16 protein-coding genes are annotated in these 16,797 nt (G+C 72.0%); 8 read left to right on the forward strand and 8 right to left on the reverse strand.

Annotated features, from left to right (window positions below; all coding sequences use genetic code 11):
• Nucleotides 1-33: 33 nt before the first annotated feature.
• The 8 genes from AB0877_RS11620 to AB0877_RS11655 are packed head-to-tail and all read left to right on the forward strand — an operon-like array spanning nt 34 to nt 8,814.
• Entirely contained in the window at nt 34-1,590 is a 1,557-nt protein-coding gene (locus AB0877_RS11620; protein ID WP_366608511.1) for an AMP-binding protein, read from the forward strand.
• A complete protein-coding gene (gene cmdF, locus AB0877_RS11625) occupies nt 1,587-3,194 on the forward strand; it encodes a tyrosine 2,3-aminomutase (protein ID WP_366608512.1) in 1,608 nt (535 codons plus the stop codon). The genes AB0877_RS11620 and cmdF overlap by 4 nt, the downstream gene beginning before the upstream one ends.
• Nucleotides 3,178-3,885: a DUF899 domain-containing protein gene (locus tag AB0877_RS11630; RefSeq protein WP_366608513.1), complete on the forward strand. Its 708-nt coding sequence runs from the start codon at nt 3,178-3,180 to the stop codon at nt 3,883-3,885. The genes cmdF and AB0877_RS11630 overlap by 17 nt, the downstream gene beginning before the upstream one ends.
• 6 nt (nt 3,886-3,891) lie before the next feature.
• Entirely contained in the window at nt 3,892-5,061 is a 1,170-nt protein-coding gene (locus AB0877_RS11635; protein WP_366608514.1) for a DegT/DnrJ/EryC1/StrS family aminotransferase, read from the forward strand.
• Nucleotides 5,058-5,804 (forward strand): class I SAM-dependent methyltransferase, encoded by a 747-nt coding sequence (locus AB0877_RS11640; protein ID WP_366608515.1) that lies wholly within the window; start codon nt 5,058-5,060, stop codon nt 5,802-5,804. The genes AB0877_RS11635 and AB0877_RS11640 overlap by 4 nt, the downstream gene beginning before the upstream one ends.
• A complete protein-coding gene (locus tag AB0877_RS11645) occupies nt 5,801-6,514 on the forward strand; it encodes a class I SAM-dependent methyltransferase (RefSeq protein WP_366608516.1) in 714 nt (237 codons plus the stop codon). The genes AB0877_RS11640 and AB0877_RS11645 overlap by 4 nt, the downstream gene beginning before the upstream one ends.
• 17 nt (nt 6,515-6,531) lie before the next feature.
• A complete protein-coding gene (locus tag AB0877_RS11650; RefSeq protein WP_366608517.1) occupies nt 6,532-7,509 on the forward strand; it encodes an aldo/keto reductase in 978 nt (325 codons plus the stop codon).
• 30 nt (nt 7,510-7,539) lie between these two features.
• On the forward strand, nt 7,540-8,814 hold the full coding sequence (locus tag AB0877_RS11655) for a nucleotide disphospho-sugar-binding domain-containing protein (RefSeq protein ID WP_366608518.1): 1,275 nt from the start codon (nt 7,540-7,542) through the stop codon (nt 8,812-8,814).
• A gap of 68 nt (nt 8,815-8,882) precedes the next feature.
• Here AB0877_RS11655 and AB0877_RS11660 read toward each other — a convergent pair whose 3' ends face one another.
• From AB0877_RS11660 to AB0877_RS11695, 8 genes are all read right to left on the reverse strand, one after another.
• Nucleotides 8,883-9,320: a nitroreductase family deazaflavin-dependent oxidoreductase gene (locus tag AB0877_RS11660; RefSeq protein WP_366608519.1), complete on the reverse strand. Its 438-nt coding sequence runs from the start codon at nt 9,318-9,320 to the stop codon at nt 8,883-8,885.
• 3 nt (nt 9,321-9,323) lie between these two features.
• Entirely contained in the window at nt 9,324-9,830 is a 507-nt protein-coding gene (locus tag AB0877_RS11665; protein WP_366608520.1) for an SRPBCC domain-containing protein, read from the reverse strand.
• A gap of 50 nt (nt 9,831-9,880) precedes the next feature.
• Nucleotides 9,881-11,512: an MFS transporter gene (locus AB0877_RS11670; protein ID WP_366608521.1), complete on the reverse strand. Its 1,632-nt coding sequence runs from the start codon at nt 11,510-11,512 to the stop codon at nt 9,881-9,883.
• A complete protein-coding gene (locus tag AB0877_RS11675) occupies nt 11,509-12,105 on the reverse strand; it encodes an NADPH-dependent FMN reductase (protein WP_366608522.1) in 597 nt (198 codons plus the stop codon). Before AB0877_RS11675 ends, AB0877_RS11670 begins: the two co-directional genes overlap by 4 nt.
• Before the next feature lie 110 nt (nt 12,106-12,215).
• Nucleotides 12,216-13,463: an activator-dependent family glycosyltransferase gene (locus AB0877_RS11680; RefSeq protein ID WP_366608523.1), complete on the reverse strand. Its 1,248-nt coding sequence runs from the start codon at nt 13,461-13,463 to the stop codon at nt 12,216-12,218.
• Nucleotides 13,464-13,497: 34 nt separating this feature from the next.
• Nucleotides 13,498-14,130, reverse strand: a complete 633-nt coding sequence (locus tag AB0877_RS11685; RefSeq protein WP_366608524.1) for a dTDP-4-dehydrorhamnose 3,5-epimerase family protein — start codon at nt 14,128-14,130, stop codon at nt 13,498-13,500.
• A 10-nt stretch (nt 14,131-14,140) separates the two neighbouring features.
• A complete protein-coding gene (locus tag AB0877_RS11690) occupies nt 14,141-15,406 on the reverse strand; it encodes a GNAT family N-acetyltransferase (protein ID WP_366608525.1) in 1,266 nt (421 codons plus the stop codon).
• Nucleotides 15,403-16,773, reverse strand: coding sequence for a condensation domain-containing protein (locus AB0877_RS11695; protein WP_366608526.1), 1,371 nt, complete (start codon nt 16,771-16,773; stop codon nt 15,403-15,405). The genes AB0877_RS11690 and AB0877_RS11695 overlap by 4 nt, the downstream gene beginning before the upstream one ends.
• Nucleotides 16,774-16,797: the final 24 nt, after the last annotated feature.

Genomic DNA, 16,797 nt, shown 5'->3' on the forward strand with positions numbered 1-16,797 from the left:
CCGTCGCCGTACCCGATCTGGAAAGGAGGAGGCGTGACCGCGAACAGCCAGGGTCCGGAGCCGACCGTGGCCGACCTGATCCGGGCGCGGGCCCGGCGGCATCCCGAAGCGATCGCCGTGTCGGCCGGCGACGTCGAGCTCACCTACGGCGAGCTGGCGCGCCGGGCGGCCGGTGTGCGGGCGGCGGTACGGGCCCACGGCGCCGGGTCCGGACGACCGGTGGCCGTGCTCGCGTCCCCCGGCGCGGACCTGGTCGTCGCGCTCGTCGGCGCGCTCGGTTCGGGGGCGCCGATGGTGTGCCTCGCCGGCACCGGGACGGCGCACGCCGCGCTCGCCGATCTGGGGCCGGCATGCGTCCTCACCGACTCGGACCCGGACGATCCGGTACGCCGGGCGGTCGACGCGACCGGCGTGCCCGTGCTGGAGCTCGCTGGCATCCCCGGCGCCACCGACACCACGGTGTCCGCCGTCGCCGCGGAGGCCACCGCGTACGTGGCGTACACGTCGGGCACCACCGGCCGGCCGAAGGGCATTCGGCAGACCCACGCCGCGCTGGCGCAGTTCACCGGATGGTTCGCCGCCGAGTTCGGCATCGGTGCCGGGACCCGGCTGGCGCAGTGGGCGTCACCCGGCTACGACGCCTGCCTCGTCGAGGTGTTCGCGGCCCTGCGCGCGGGCGCCACGCTGTGCCCGGTGCCGTGGCGGATACGCGCGGACCCGGATCGCCTGGTGCCGTGGCTGTCGAGCGAGCGCGTGACAGTGCTGCAGACCGTGCCGAGCTTCGCCCGTGAGCTGGAACCACTGCTCGCCGGCGATCCGGCGTCGACCCGGCTGGCCGCCCTGCTGCTGGCCGGCGAGGCGCTGCCCGGCCCGCTCGCCCGCCGGCTGCGGGCGCGGCTGCCGCGGACCCGGCTGGTGAACCTGTACGGACCGACCGAGACCATTCTCGCCACCTGGCACGAGGTGTCCGTCGCGGACACCGGTCCCGGGACCGTCGCGATCGGCCGGCCCATCCCCGGACGCGACCTGCTCGTGCTGGACGACCGCGACGGCCCGTGCCCGCCGGGCGAGATCGGTCACCTGGTGATCCGCAGCCGCTACGTCACCACCGGGTACGTGGGGGCGGCGGCCGCGGACAACGGGGTGTTCCACCCGCCGGCCGGCGACGACGGCGTGACCCCGCACTACCGGACCGGTGACCTCGGCCGGTGGCGCCCGGACGGCGTGCTGGAGTTTCACGGCCGCCGGGATTTGCAGATCAAGATGTACGGCGTTCGGATCGAGCTCGCCGATGTCGAGGCCGCCCTGGCCGCGGACGACGCCGTGGCCGCCTGCGCCGTGGTCCCCGTGACCGGCTACGACGGCCTGGTCGTCCGCCTCGACGCCTACGTCGTGCCCGGCCCCGGCGGGACCCCGGCCCACTGGCGCTCGGCACTGCGCCGCCGGTTCGGCGATCCCGCCCTGCCGGTCACCTTCACCACCGTGGATTCCCTGCCGCGCAACACCGGCGGCAAGGTCGACCGGCGCGCCCTGGCCGGCCTCCGTACCGGAAGAACGAAACACCGCGATCCGATGGAGTGTGCACTGTGACCCTTGTCGAGACCCAGACGACCATCGACTTCGACGGCGAGACCGTCGGCGTGCCCGATGTGTGGAAGGTCGCGGTGGACCGCGTCCGCTGCGGCGTGAACCGGGACGCGCTGGGCCGTGCGGCCAGCAGCCGGGCCATGTTCGAGGACACCGTACGACGCGGTGAGCCGGTGTACGGCGTCACCACCGGCTACGGCGAGATGGTCTACATGCTCGTCGACACCTCGAAGGAGGTGGAGCTCCAGACCAACCTCGTGCGCAGTCACAGCGCCGGCGTGGGGCCGGACTTCGCCGAGGACGAGGCCCGGGCGATCGTCGCGGCCCGGCTCAACGCCCTGGCCAAGGGATATTCCGCGGTCCGCCCCGAGGTGCTGGAGCGGCTGGCGCTGTATCTGAACGAGGGCCTGACGCCGGCCATCCCGCAGATCGGCTCGCTGGGGGCGAGCGGTGACCTCGCTCCGCTGGCACACATCGCCTCCACCCTCATCGGCGAGGGTTATCTGCTGCAGGGTGGTAGCCGCGTGCCGACCGGCCCGGTGCTGCGCAAGCTCGGCATCGAGCCGCTGGAGCTCCGCTTCAAGGAGGGCCTCTCCCTGATCAACGGCACCTCGGGCATGACCGGCCTGGGCTGCCTGGTGGCCAAGCGCGCGCTCGACCAGGTACGCCAGGCGGAGGTCGTCACCGCGCTGGTGTTGGAGACCATGCGTGCGTCGACCAGTCCGTTCCTCGCCGAGGGCCACGACATCGCGCGCCCGCACCGCGGCCAGATCGACACCGCGGCGAACATGCGGACCCTGATGCGGGGCAGCGGGTTGGCGCTGGATCACGTGGACCTGCGCCGGCAGTTGCAGGCCACCGAGCGGGCCGCCACCGGCGTCTCCCGTACGGAGATCTACATGCAGAAGGCGTACACGCTGCGGGCCATCCCGCAGGTGGTGGGCGCCGTCCGGGACACCGTCTACCACGCCATGGAGAAGCTGGAGACCGAGGTCAACTCGGCCAACGACAACCCCCTGTTCTTCGTCGGCAAGGAGGTCTTCCACGGCGCCAACTTCCACGGCCAGCCGATCGCCTTCGTGATGGACTTCCTGACCATCGCGCTCACCCAGCTCGGGGTGTTCTCCGAGCGGCGCACCAACCGACTGCTGAACCGGCATCTCAGCGACGGGCTGCCGGAGTTCCTCGTGGCCGGCGACCCGGGCCTGAACAGCGGGTTCGCCGGCGCGCAGTACCCGGCCACCGCGCTGGTCGCGGAGAACCGCACCATCGGGCCGGCCAGCACCCAGAGCGTGCCGTCCAACGGCGACAACCAGGACGTGGTCAGCATGGGCCTGATCGCGGCCCGCAACGCCCGGCGGGTGCTGGACAACAACGACCGCATCCTCGCCGTGGAGTTCCTGGCCGCGGCGCAGGCGGTGGACCTGCGGGGCGGGCCCGACAAGCTCAGCCCGGCCGCTCGGGCCACCTATGACACCGTCCGCGGCCTGGTCTCCACGCTGAGCGAGGACCGCTACATGTCCGACGACATCGAGCGGACCGCCGAGGCGCTGTCGCGCGGGGTGTTCCTGGCAGAGCTGGAGCGGGCCGATGTCGTGCTGCGCTGACGGGGGTACGGGCAGGGCGACCGCCACCGCCACCGCCCCGGCACCGGCCGACCGGGCTCAGTGGCTGGCCGCCCGCAAGGCGCTGCTGGAGCGGGAGAAGGAACTGACCCGGGCCCGCGACGCGGTGACCCGTGAGCGGCAGGCCCTGCCCCTGCTGACCATCGACACGGACTACACCTTCATCGCCCCGGGCGATCGCCGGCTGAGCCTGCTCGACCTGTTCGACGGCCGACGCCAGCTCATCACGTACCACTTCATGGGCTCGTTGGAGGGGTACGGCTGGTGCCCGATCTGCTCGTTCTGGGTGGACAACATCGGCCACCTGGCACACCTGCACGCCCGGGACACCACGCTGGTGGTGGTGTCGCCGGAGCCGCCGGCGGAGACCGAGCAGTTCGTCAAGCGGATGGGCTGGACCGTGCCGTTCGTCTCCTGCCACGGCACGACGTTCTACGAGGACTTCCACGTACGCCTGGACGACGACGAGCCGGAGCCGGAGATGCCCGGGGTCAGCACGTTCCTGCGCGAGGGCGACGTGGTGCGCTACGCCTACTCCACCTACCGGCGCGGCAGCGACCTGCTCAACAACACCTACAACTACCTCGACCTCACCCCGCTGGGTCGCCAGGAAGATCACCTGGAGGACAAGATGGACTGGGTCCGCCACCACGACGACTACGAGAGGTCGTGACGGGCCATGATCAATGTCTTTCAGCCGTCCCTCGGTGAGGCGGAGCTGAGCGCCATCGCCGAGGTGTTCGGCAGCAACTGGGTCGGCAAGGGACCGCGCACCGCCGCGTTCGAGGCGGCCTTCGCCGGCCACCTCGGTGTGGACACCGGCAGGGTCACGGCGGTGAACTCGTGCACCGAGGCGACGTTCATCGCGATGCAGCTCGCCGGTGTGGGGCCCGGCACCGAGGTGGTGCTGCCGACCGTGAGCTTCGTCGGCGCGGGCAACGCCGTCGCGGCGCACGGTGCCCGTCCGGTCTTCTGCGACGTGGATCCGCACACCCTCAACCCCACCGTCGACGACGTGGCGACGGCACTCACCGCGCGCACCCGCGCCGTGCTGGCGTTGCACTACGGTGGCCGTCCCGGTGACATCGCGGGCATCGCCGAGCTGTGCCGGGAACGCGGGATCCTGCTCATCGAGGACGCCGCCTGTGCGGTGGACTCCCGCGTGGACGGGGTGCCCTGCGGCACGCTCGGCGACATCGGCGTGTGGAGCTTCGACGCGCAGAAGATCGTCGTGGCCGGGGACGGCGGTATCCTCACCGCCCGCGATCCCGACCTGGTGGCGCGGGCCGCCAAGCTCGCGTACTTCGGTCTGGAGCAGTTCAGCGGCTTCTCCCAGGCCCGGCAGTCGGCGCACCGCTGGTGGGACTTCGACATCTCGTCGTTCTCCAGGCGTTCGATCATGAACGACATGCAGGCCGCCGTCGGCCTGGTGCAACTGGGTCGACTGCCGGACTTCGCCGCCCGACGGCGGGAGGTCGAGGCGCGCTACGACAGCGGCCTCGCCGACGTGCCCGGTCTGACCCTGCCTCCGCCGCTGCCGCAGGGCCAGCGCAGCTCGCACTACCTGTACTGGGTGCAGATGGACGAGGGAATCCGCGACGACGTGGCCAGCGACCTGTACGCCCAGGGCATCTACACGACGTTCCGCTATCCCACCCTGCACCGGGTGGCCGCGTACGGGTCGACGGCGCGGCTGCCCCGGGCCGAGCGGGCCGCCGAACGCACCCTGTGCCTGCCGATGCACCAGGCGCTCACCGACGACGACGTGGACGTGGTCGTCGCGGCGCTGCGCGCATCCCTCACCCGTCGGCTCGGCCGGCACACCGTCGCGGCGGGCGGCACCCGGTGACCGGCCAACACACGGTGACCTCGGCCGCGTACGACGCCGACGTGGCCGAGATCTACGACCTGCTGTACGCGGGACGGGGCAAGGACTTCGCCGCCGAGGCGGACGCCGTGGCGCGCGTGGTCCGCGAGCGCCGGCCGCAGGCCCGGTCCGTGCTGGACGTGGCCTGCGGGACCGGCGAGCACCTGCGGCGGCTGGCGGCGACGTTCGTGGAGGTGGCCGGGCTCGAACTGTCCCCGGCGATGTGCACGGTGGCGCAGGCCAAACTGCCGTCCGGCGCCGTCCACGTCGGCGACATGAGGTCGTTCGCGCTGGGCCGCGAGTTCGATGCCGTGTGCATCCTGACCGGCACCATCGGCTACGCCCACGACGTCGACGAGCTCTGTGCGACGGTCCGGACGATGGCCGCACACCTCGTTCCCGGTGGCGTACTGGTGATCGACCCGTGGTGGTCCCCGGACACCTTCCTCGACGGGCACGTCGCCCACGACGTGGTCCGCGACGACACCCGTACCGTCGTGCGGGTCTCGCACTCGGCGCGGCAGGGGCCCGCGGCCCGGCACGAGGCGCACTACGTCGTCGCCGACGACGGCGGCATCCGGCACTTCTCCCACGTGCAGATGCTGACCCTGTTCACCCGGGAGGACTATCTCCACGCCCTGCGGTCGGCGGGCTGTACCGCCGAGCATCTCACCGACGCCGGCGGCCTGCCCGGCCGCGGCCTGTTCGCCGGGGTACGCCGATGACCTACACCGCCGAGTTCGCCGAGATCTACGAGTTCATCTACCGCAGCCGGGGCAAGGACTGGGCCGCCGAGGCGGAGGCCCTGACCCGGTTGATCCGCGACCGGCGTCCGCAGGCCGCCAGCCTGCTCGACGTGGCCTGCGGGACGGGCGCACACCTGGCCACCTTCGCCGGCACCTTCGACGAGGTGGCCGGCGTGGAGCTGTCCGAGCCGATGCGGGCCACGGCCCGGGCGCGTCTACCCGGGGTGCCCGTGCACGACGGCGACATGCGCGACTTCCGCCTGGGCCGCCGCTTCGACGCGGTCACCTGCATGTTCAACGCCATCGGTTACCTGGGCTCGGTGACCGAGTTGCGTCAGGCCGTGGCGTCCATGGCGCAACACCTGGAGCCGGGCGGCGTGCTGGTGGTGGAGCCGTGGTGGTTTCCCGAGCGGTTTCTCGACGGTCATCTGGCCGTCGACTCCGACACCGACGGGACGCGGGCGGTGGCCCGGATGTCGCACACCACCCGCACCGGTCGGGTGTCGCACCTGGAGGTGCGCTTCCTGGTGGGCGACGCGGGCGGTATCCGGGAGTTCACCCAGACGTCGCACCTCATGCTGTTCAGCCGCGACGAGTACCTGGGCGCGTTCGCGGACGCCGGCTGTCCGGCCGAGTTCCTGGATGACGGGCTGACCGGGCGCGGCCTGTTCGTCGGGCAGCGCGGCTGAGACGAAGGAGAGCGACGATGCGCTACACCCGACTCGGCCGTACCGCCCTGGAGGTCAGCCCGCTGTGCCTGGGCACGCTCAATCTCGGTGTGCGCACCACGCGCGAAGAGGCGTTCCGCCTCATGGACGAGGCGCTGGACCACGGCATCAACTTCTTCGACACCGCGAACCACTACGGCTGGCAGGTGCATCGAGGGCTGACCGAGGAACTCATCGGCGCGTGGTTCGACCAGGGCGACCGCCGGCGGGAGAAGGTGGTGCTGGGCACCAAGGTCTTCAACCCGATGACCGACTGGCCCAACGACCGCGGGTTGTCCGCCCGGCACATCGTCGCCTCCTGCGAGGACTCCCTGCGGCGGCTGCGCACCGACTGGATCGACCTGTACCAGATGCACCACTTCGATCCACACGCCGGCTGGGACGAGATCTGGCAGGCGATGGAGACGCTCACCGGACAGGGCAAGATCCGGTACGTCGGCTCCTCGAACTTCGCCGGATGGCACATCGCCGCGGCGCGGGAGACGGCGACCCGACGCGGTCACCTCGGGCTCGTCGCCGAGCAGTGTGCCTACAACCTGGTCACCCGGCAGGCCGAGACGGAGGTGATCCCGGCGGCCCAGGCGTACGGCGTCGGGGTGTTCGCCTGGTCCCCGCTGCACGGTGGGCTGCTCGGCGGCGCGCTCCGGAAGCTGGCCGACGGCACGGCGGTGAAGACGGCGCAGGGGCGCGCGATGCGGGCCCTGGAGGACCGGTACGAGGCCGTCGCCGACTACGAGAAGTACTGCGCCGGTCTCGGGCTGGACCCGGCCGAGGTGGCGCTCGCCTGGGTGCTGGGCCGCCCCGGACTGACCGGCGCGGTGATCGGCCCGCGCACCGTGGCGCACCTGCACGGCGCCCTCGCCGCGCTCGACAGCCCGCTCGACCCCGCGGTGACCCGACGCCTCGACGAGCTGTTCCCCCCGGCCGCCGGCGTCAACCCGCCGGCGGGCTGGTGAATCACCTCGAACCCGAAGGAGAGACCCGCCATGCGTGTCCTGTTCGTCGCTCCCCCGGACCTGAAGTCACACCTCTACATCATGACGCCGCTGGCCTGGGCGCTGCGCACCGCCGGTCATGACGTCCGCGTCGCCTGCCAGCCGGGCTCGACCGAGGCGCTGGCGCAGGCGGGGCTCACCGCCGTCCTGGCCGGTGAGCCCATGGCCGAGACGCTGGCCGAGGTCGACGAGGTGTCCGAGCCGCCGAAGCTCCCGGCCGCACCGCCCACGCTGCCGGTGCAGACCGACTACGCCCGGGACGATCCGTACGCCGAGCTCGAGTACCTCACCACGAACCTCCTCCCGTTTTTGCACACCGACGCGATGCTCACCGACCTGATCGGTTTCGCCCGCGCCTGGCAGCCGGACCTGGTGCTCTGGGACGCGATGACCTACGCCGGACCGGTGGTGGCCCGGGCCTGCGGCGCGGCGCACGCGCGCATCCTGTTCGGCACGGACGCCTTCGTGCAGCTCTGGGAGGCGGTCAAGGCGGCCGGCGGATCCCGGCCGGACCCGATGCGCGCCTGGCTGGAGCCGCTGCTGCGCACGCACGGCGGCGGCCCGTTCGCCGACGACGTCGTGCACGGCCAGTGGACGATCGACACCATGCCGCCGTGGACCTGGCGCCCCAGCGCACCGCACTACATCCGCATGCGTCACCTCGCCTTCAACGGCCCCTCGGTGGTGCCGCGGTGGCTCTACGAGCCGCCGGTCCGGCCGCGGGTCTGCGTCACGCTGGGCATGACCCACCGCGAGGCGGAGGTCGCCGAGGCATCCGCCGCGGACCTGCTGGAGGCGGTGGGCGACCTGGACATCGAGGTGGTCGCCACGATGAGCGCGGAGCAGCTCGCCTCCGCGCCACGGATACCGGACAACGTGCGGGTCGTCGACTTCGTGCCGATGAACGTCCTGCTGCCGACGTGCAGCGCCATCGTGCACCACGGCGGATCCTCGACGATGGCCTCGGCCTTCGAGCACGCCGTACCGCAGCTCATCGTGCCGAGCGCGTACTGGAGCGAGAAGTGGTTCGGCCCGGTGGCGCAGGCGAACGGGCTGCAGGAGCGTGGCGCCGGGGTGTGGCTGGCCTACGACTCCGACCACCTCACCCCCGCGGGGCTGCGCGAGGACCTGATGCGGGTGCTCAAGGACCCGTCGTTCAAGGAGAACGCGGTCCGTCTGCGTACCGAGATGATGGGCCTGCCCACGCCCAACGACGTGGTGCCCGCCGTGGAGAAGTTGACCGCGGCCTACCGGCGGGCGAGCTGAGGCAGGGCTGTGCGCCTCCGCGGACGGGGGGACCGACGGAGGCGCACAGCCTGTTCAGGGGTGGGGGCCTAACGCAGCGGTTCCAGCAGCACCACCGGAATCTCCCGGGAGGCCTTCTTCTGGTAGCGGCGGTAGGTGGAGAAGATCCCCGTCATCTGCTCCCACAGCGCGGGCCGCTCCGCCTCGGCGGCGACCGACGCCTTGGCCTGGAAGGTCTCGCCGTACACCTGCACGGACACCTCCGGTTCGGCGCAGAGGTTCAGGTACCAGGCGGGATTCGTCTCCTGCCCACCGGCCGAGGCCACCACCACGTACCGGTCGCCGTCCCGCCCGTAGATCAGTGCGGTGCGGCGCAGCTTGCCCGTCCGGCGGCCCCGCGTGGTCAGGAGCAGGGTGGGTAGCTTGCCCTGGAAGTCGTGTCCCTTGGCGCCATCGGTCTCCACGTAGGAGCGCACGTGGTCGGCCACCCACTTGGTGGGACTGTCGTGGATCTCTTCGTCAGCCATGTGTCATTCCTGTTCTCCGTCGAGCAGCCGACGATAGCGTTGGACCAGCGCCGGTGGTGCCGGATCGGGGCCGGGTGGCACGACCTCGCGGCCGGCCAGGTGGTCTCCGAGCAGGTCGAGGCCGGCGTGCCAGCCGGCCGCGCTGTAGGCGATGTGGCCCGGATCGGCCACCGTGGTCAGCAACGTGAGGTCGGTCCCGCCGTCCGCGGCGGACAGGTCCCAGCGCAGGGTGTCCGGACCCCAGGTGTACGCGAAGAGGTGGGGCGGGTCGACGGCGAGGACCTGGCCCGGATCGGTGTCGCCACCGGGCCAGGTGAACGTCATCTCGGCGCCCGCCTGCGGCACCAGCTCGACGGTCATCGGCGTCCACCAGGCGTTGACCTGATCCGGTTCGACGAGGCACCGCCACACCGCGGCGACCGGTGCCGGATAGCGGCGCCGCAGCCGCACGCTGGGCCGCGCGCTGTCGCGGCACAGCGTCACCTGGGTGCCATCCACGTCGAGTGACATGGTTACTCCTTCCGCGATGCCCGGCGGGCCAGGCCCGCCGGGCATCGGCGTCAGCGTTGAGGCGGAACGGTCTGCGGGGCGTCGTCGGTGCGGCCGGCCTCGACGCCGGCGGCGTCCGCGGCCGTAGCCTGCTCGGCAAGCGGCGGCATGTCGGTCGGCGGCGTCATCTCGCTCAGCTGGGTGTGCCGCAGCGCGAAGTACGCGAAGACGGCCAGGGCGATCATCAGCGCCGCGCTGACCCAGGCGACGTTGTTCAGACCGACGGTGAACGCGGCCCGCGCCGGCGCCAGCAGGTCGGGGAACTGAGCGGACAACACGCTGGCCGGCGCGATGCCCTCACGGGCGGCCTCCACCACCTCGGGCGGCACTGTGTCGGGCACCGTGTCCGCCAACTCGCTGCGGTAGGTCGCCATGCCGATGCTGCCGAGCGTGGCGATGCCGATCGAGATGCCGAACTCGTTGCTGGTCTGCTGCAACGACGACGCGGAGCCGACCCGGTCCGGCGGCGCGGCGCCCATCACCAGCATGGTGCCCAGCGACGAGGGCAGGCCCATCCCGAACAGCAGCACCGCGAAGCCCGCGACGAGCAGCCCGAGACCGTCCACGCTCTCCACCTGGGCCAGGATCAGGTAGCCCACCACCCCGATGCCGAGCCCGAGCGCGATCACCCGGCCCGCCTTGAGCTTGGCGGTGAGGCCCGGCGCCAGGAACAACGCGATGATCATGGCCAGGGACGGCGGCAGCAGCCACAGGCCCGCCCGCAGCGGTGACAGCCCCTCGATCACCTGGAGGAACTGGGTCACCAGCAGAGACGCGCCGCCGTTGAGCGCGCTGACCAGCAGGCCGAGGATGAGCGCGGCGCGCAGCGTGGCTATGCCGAACAGGCGCAGGTCGAGCAGTGGGTCGGTGAGGCTCCGCTGCCGCCGCACGAAGAGCACGCCGACCAGAACGCCGAACACCATGGCCAGCAGCGCCGGTGCCGTGAAGCCGTCCTGGGCGAGCTTCTTCAGCCCGTACACCAGCGAGATCATCGCGACCAGCGACATCGCGACACTGAGCAGGTCGAGCTTGCCCGCGCCCGGGTTGCGGCGCTCCGGCAACAGCACCGGGGCCACCGCCAGGACGAGGAGCATGATCGGGACCGCGAGCAGGAACGCGGAGCCCCACCAGAAGTACTCGAGCATGATGCCGCCGACCAGGGGCCCGAGCATCAGGCCGCCCATGAAACAGCTCATCCACGACGCGATCGCCACGCCGCGCTGCGCCGGGTCGCGGAACATGTGGGTGATCAGGGCCAGGGCGGCGGGCATTCCTGCCGCACCGGCCACGCCGAGCAGGGCGCGGGCGCCGATGAGCATCTCCGGCGTCGTGGCGTACGCCGCCAGCAGCGACGCCGCGGCGAACGCGGCGGAGCTGATCAACAGCATCCGGCGGTTGCCGAATCGGTCACCGAGCGTGCCCATGGTGACCAGCAGGCCGGAGGTGAGGAACCCGAAGATGTCCACGATCCACAACTGCTGGGTCGTGGTGGCGCCGAGGTCGGCGCTGAGATGCGGTAGTGCGAGATACAGGACCGTGAGGTCCACCGAGGCCAGCAGGGTGGGCAGGCAGAGCACCGCCAACCCGATCCATTCCCGGCGGCCCGCCCGCGGTACGGCCGCGGTGGTGCCTTCGGTTGTCATCGAATTCCTTCCTGAAGTGTCCCGAGTCGGGTGTCGGTCGGTGCGAGGCGTCCGCGCCGCAACGTGTCGGCCCACCAGACGAGCTGTTCGAGCATGCGACCAGCCGCGACCGTCAGACCGGGATCGACCGGCCGGCCGGCGAGATCGAAGGCGGACCGATGGTGCGGGATGGTCACCGGGTCGCGCACCGTCATCGCGTCCAGGTCGGTGAACACCTGGCGCAGCTGGTCCACCGCCCGCAGGCCCGCGGCCGGACCGCCGTAGCAGACGAAGCCCACGGGCTTGCGACGCCACTCGTCGCGGAACCAGTCGATGGCCGTCTTCAACGAGCCGGGGAAGCTGCCGTTGTACTCCGGTGTGACGACGACGAACGCGTCCGCGGCGGCCAGCCATGGTGCGAGGTCGCGAACGGCGGGCGGAGCCGGATCGCCGGCGACCTCGGGGAGGCGGGCCTCGGCGAGGTCGATCACGTCCGCCTCGATGCGCCCACCACGGTTGGTCTCGTCGCAGAGCCAGCGCGCCGGGACCGGACCGAACCGGCCTCGGCGGATGCTGGCGATGACGATCACCAGCCGCAGATGGTCCTCGCTCATCCTGGCGTCACCTCTCCCCGGCTCGCCGGCTTCCCGCCGCAGTGGTCAGCCTTCCGTGCCGGGGTTCCGGTTCGGTTCCGGCCGGACGTGCGCCGGCCGGAACCCCGGAGTCACCGCTGGGCGGCGATCTTCTCGAGAACCGGAACGATCTCGCTCGGTGCCGGCTCGGCGAGCATCTCGCCCCGGATCCGGTTCGCCGCCGCCCGGAACTCCGGCTCGCGCACCAGCCGCAGCACGTTGTCGCGGATCGCCTCGGGCGTCGCCCGGTCGAGCGTCAGATCCAGGCCGGCGCCCTGCTCGCGCATCATGTCGGCGCGCACGACGGCGTCCCACAGGTCGGGGACGAGAGTCAACTGCGGCACGCCGTACGCCATCGCGGTCGACACCACGCCGGCGCTGCCGATGTGCACGACGGCCGCGCAGCTGGGCAGCAGCGCGTGCATCGGCACGAAGTTCACCACCCGGACGTTGGACGGCACGTCGGCCAGCTCGCTCTCGTCGACGGCCAGCGTCGCGACCACCTCGACGTCGGCGTCGGCGAAGAGCTTGAGCGTCGAGACCGGGATCGGGTCGTAGCCCAGCATGTACCGCATCGAGATGCCGGCGGTCACGCAGACCCTCGGGCGCTCCGGGTGCTCGCGCAGCCAGCCGGGGACCCGGGCCGGACCGTTGTACGGCACATACCGGAACGGCACGATCCGCAGCCCGACGTCCAGCCGCATGCTCTGCGGTGCCTGGTCCAGGGTGTACTGCCCGGTCAGCACGTCGGCGTCGTAGGTGGCACCGAACCGCTCCAGGTGCGCGGCGGCCCAGTCCCGCATCGGGTCACGCCGTTGATCCTCGGGCTGCTCGGCGAGCAACGCCTGGAACCGGTTGTAGATGCGGGTCTGCGCGTCGGCCCCCCAGAGCAGGCGGGCGTGCGCGGCACCGGTGACCCGAGCCGCGATGGCGCCGGCGAGGGTGAAGTTCTCCCAGATGATCAGGTCCGGCTGCCACTCCCGCGCGTACGCGACGAGGGCGTCGACCATCGGGTCGTTGAACACCTTGGCCGAGGTCTCCACGGCCTCGTCGAAGAACGCCAGCAGGGCCGGATAGTCCATGTCGGCGCCGCCGGTCCGCAACGCGGTGGTGATCCGCTCGCCCCAGGTCGGGTCGTCGGCCTTGGCCGCGATGACCGACATGAAGTCGTGGTCCTCCCCGACCTGCACGGCGGTCAGGCCAGACTGCACGACCGCGTCCATGAGGGCCGGTTGGGTGGCGACCCGGACCTCGTGGCCGGCGGTGCGCAGGGCCCAGGCCAGCGGGACCATGTTGTAGTAATGGGTGGTTTCCGCATAGGTGGCGAACAGAACGCGCATCGGTGCCCTTTCGGTCGGGTCGTCGGGTGCCCGCCTACCGTCCACCAGCCGCCCTGGCCGGGGCATCTCGCAGATTGCGCACCTCGATCTCCCGGCAGCGGGCGTAGTCCGGCAGCAACCCCGCCTCCCGCGCCTGCTCCAGGGTCGGCGCGGCGCGGTCGCGCTCGGACAGCTCGCTCCCCGCGGGTTTTCCGACCGGCAGACCCAGCCGCGGGTCGAGGACGGAGACGGCGCGCTCGTCGGCGGGCTCGTACTCCCGCGAGAGCAGGTACTGCATGACGGCGTCGTCGGTCAGCGCGACGAAGGCGTGGCCGACGCCGACCGGCAGGTACAGCGCGTCCATCCGGTCGCCGGTGAGCCGCACCGCGTCCCACCGGCCGTACGTGGGCGACCCCACCCGGAGGTCCACCATGATGTCGAGCAGGGCGCCGTGCGCGCAGTAGACGTACTTCTCGGCGCCGGGGGGTGCGGCCGTGTAGTGCACCCCCCGAACCACTCCCCGCCGGGATCGGCTGTAGCTGGCCTGCGCGAGCGGGAACAGCGGGCGGCCGGTGGTCGCGGCGAACAGGCCAGCCTGCAACGGCGTACCGAAGAAGCCCCGGTCGTCGGGGAACACCGGCGCGGTGAAGTGCAGGGCACCGGTCACGGCGAGCGGGCTCACTGTCACGGTGACCTCGTCAGAACCAGTAGCTGATGTACGGGCTGCGCTCCGGCACCGCCATGGCGTCCCACAGTCGCACCTTGCGCGCGTCCGGGGCGCTGATCCGACCGGCCCGGGTGAGCGCCGCCGCCGGGGTGCCACCGAGCAGGATGACGGCCAGCGCGCCGACGCCCATCTCCAGGTCGGCCGCGGCGGTGACCGGCTCGCACGTGGCGTGCCCGTCGGTCACCTCCAGCCGGAACGTGCCGGCCGCCAGGCCCTCCGGGTCGTGCACGGTGAGCGTGAGGACACCGTCGCAGGCCCAGCCGCGGGTGCGCAGGAGCCGTGGCACATCCAGCGGCCGGATCCAGAGGGCGTCCTGGCGGCGGACACGCATCCGTCGCGCGTCGTCGACCCACCAGCGCAGCGGGCTGTCCACCGGCATCCGCCACACGTCGATCTCGCGGACCAGGTCGATCGAGAACAGGTGCCGCCAGAGCGCGCCCTCCGCCTCCTGGTCGGCCGCGAGGAAGTCGATGACGTGCAGCTTGCTCTGCGGCGCGGACTCCGCCGTCCAGTCCGGCATGATCCGGTATGTCACCAGCCCACGGTCGTCGATCGCGGCGCAGTGCCGGGGCCCGTACCCCGGGGCGCCCAGGGCGAGAGCCTCCTCCAACGCACCGGACGCGGGGTCGCCGGCGAGCCGGTCCCAGTAGCACGAGGGGGTGAGCACCTCCCCGGGCGTCTGCGCCGCCTGCTGGGAGTACAGCTTGTACCCGAGGTCCCGGGCCTGCGTACCGTCGATCCGACGCGGACGCAGGTCGCGGCCCGGCACGTCGTCGCGCAGGCCGACCGCCCGGACGTCGAACTCGACCGCGTCCGACCAGGTCGCCGGGCCGGAACCGAACCGGCCGTAGATCGGCCACTCGGACGCGCCCCCGACGACGATCGCCTTGCCCTCGTCGACGGCCCGCCGGTTGAGGTGCGCGACTGTGGCGCGTAGCAACCCACGCCGGGCCACCACCGGGTGCGCGGAACCACCGGTGCACGCGGCGGCCGGTACCGTGTTCCCGCCGGGGAGCACGAGGTCACGGTCGAGCGCGGTGTTGGTGGCGACGTACCGGTCGTCGTCGGCGACCGCCACGGCCCGATCCGGCGGGTGGGTGCGCCGGTAGAAGTCGAGGATCTCGGGATCGGCGCTGACCGGGTTGCCGAAGGCACCGAGCCAGCAGTCCAGCCATTCCCCGTACCGGTCGTCCGGAATGTCGGTGACCAGCTGATAGCCGGGAGGCAGCGTCCTCACGAGTGCGCCCCTTCGTGGGTACGGGCGCCGGCCAGCGGCGCGTCCGGGTCGGCCAGGACCCTGCCGAACAGGTCGCGGAACTCGGCCAGCATGCGGTCCACGGTGGCCTGCTCGAACCGGTCCGTGCTCGAGCTGACGGCGCAGAAGATCTCACCGTCCGGGTCGATGTCGATGGTCCAGAGGATCGCGTCGTCGGGGATGCCCGGGCCCTGCGCCTGGGACAACCGCCGGCGCACCGGCGCGTACTCGACCGCACCGGCGGACCGGGTCTTCGACGCCGCGGGGTTCTGGAACACCGCGAAGCCCGGCACGACCATGCCGCCCTGCTCCAGCCCGGCGATGACCTCCGGCGCCCGCTGCGCCAGCCCGACGAACGGCACCTCGTGCGGGAACGCCTCCAGGCAGGTGGCGCGCACCCGGGCGAGGACGTCGCGGTAGGTGACACAGCCCGAGATGTCGGTTCGCAGCGGTGACATGTTGACGAAGTAGCCGACGGTGGCCTCGGCCCACTCGTGCCGGCGGCCGGGCCCGGGGGTGAGTGTCCACACCACCCCGTCGGAGACACCGGTCATCCGCTGGAGATGGATGAGCTGCGCCGCGAAGATCACCATGAACGGCGAGCTTCCCGTCGCACGGCCCAGGCGCAGGGCGGCCGAGCCGAGTCGGGCGTCGATCTGGAAACGGTCGACGCGGGTGACGCCCGGATGGTCGGGGTTGGCCGGCCGGTCCGCGGCGATGACGACGGGGCGCGCCCCGGCCAGCCGCTCCCGCCAGTACTCGAAGGACGAGTCGGATCCACCGGCGGCGGCGCGTCGCACGTAGTCGCGATACCGCGGCGGGTCCGGCAGCTCGGGCTTGCCGCCGGCCAGGCGGGCGGCGTAACACGCGGCCAGGTCGTCCATGACGATGCCCAGTGACCACACATCGATCAGCGGCAGGTACGCGACCAGCACCAGCACCGCGTCCCGGTCGTCGAAACGGCCCAGGTACGCCCAGAGCAGGGGAAGCTGGTCCGCGTCGAAGTGGCCGGACTCCGCCTTGTCGAGGAACCGCTCGGCCCGTACGCCCCGGCCGTCCGGGTCGTCGCCCAGGTCGTGCACCTGGAGCCGGGCCGGGCACGGGTCCCGCACCTCCTGTTCCCAGCCGTCGGCGCCCCGGATCACCATGGTCCGCAGTGGTTCGTGCCGGGCGATGACGTCCTCCAGAGCCCCGCGGAGCAGGTCAGCGTCGACCGGCCCGGTGAGCCGCCAGCCACCGCTGGAGATGGGGCGCGGGCCGAACCCCGCCGTGGAGCCGTCCTCCTGATGCTGCCCGCGCAGGAACTCCTGCTCGATGGAGAACGGGAAGCGGTTCTCTGCGTACACCATTCCACCGTGCCTTTCCACGTGGTC

This window comes from Micromonospora sp. NPDC047644 (assembly GCF_040704315.1).
GTDB lineage: Bacteria > Actinomycetota > Actinomycetes > Mycobacteriales > Micromonosporaceae > Micromonospora.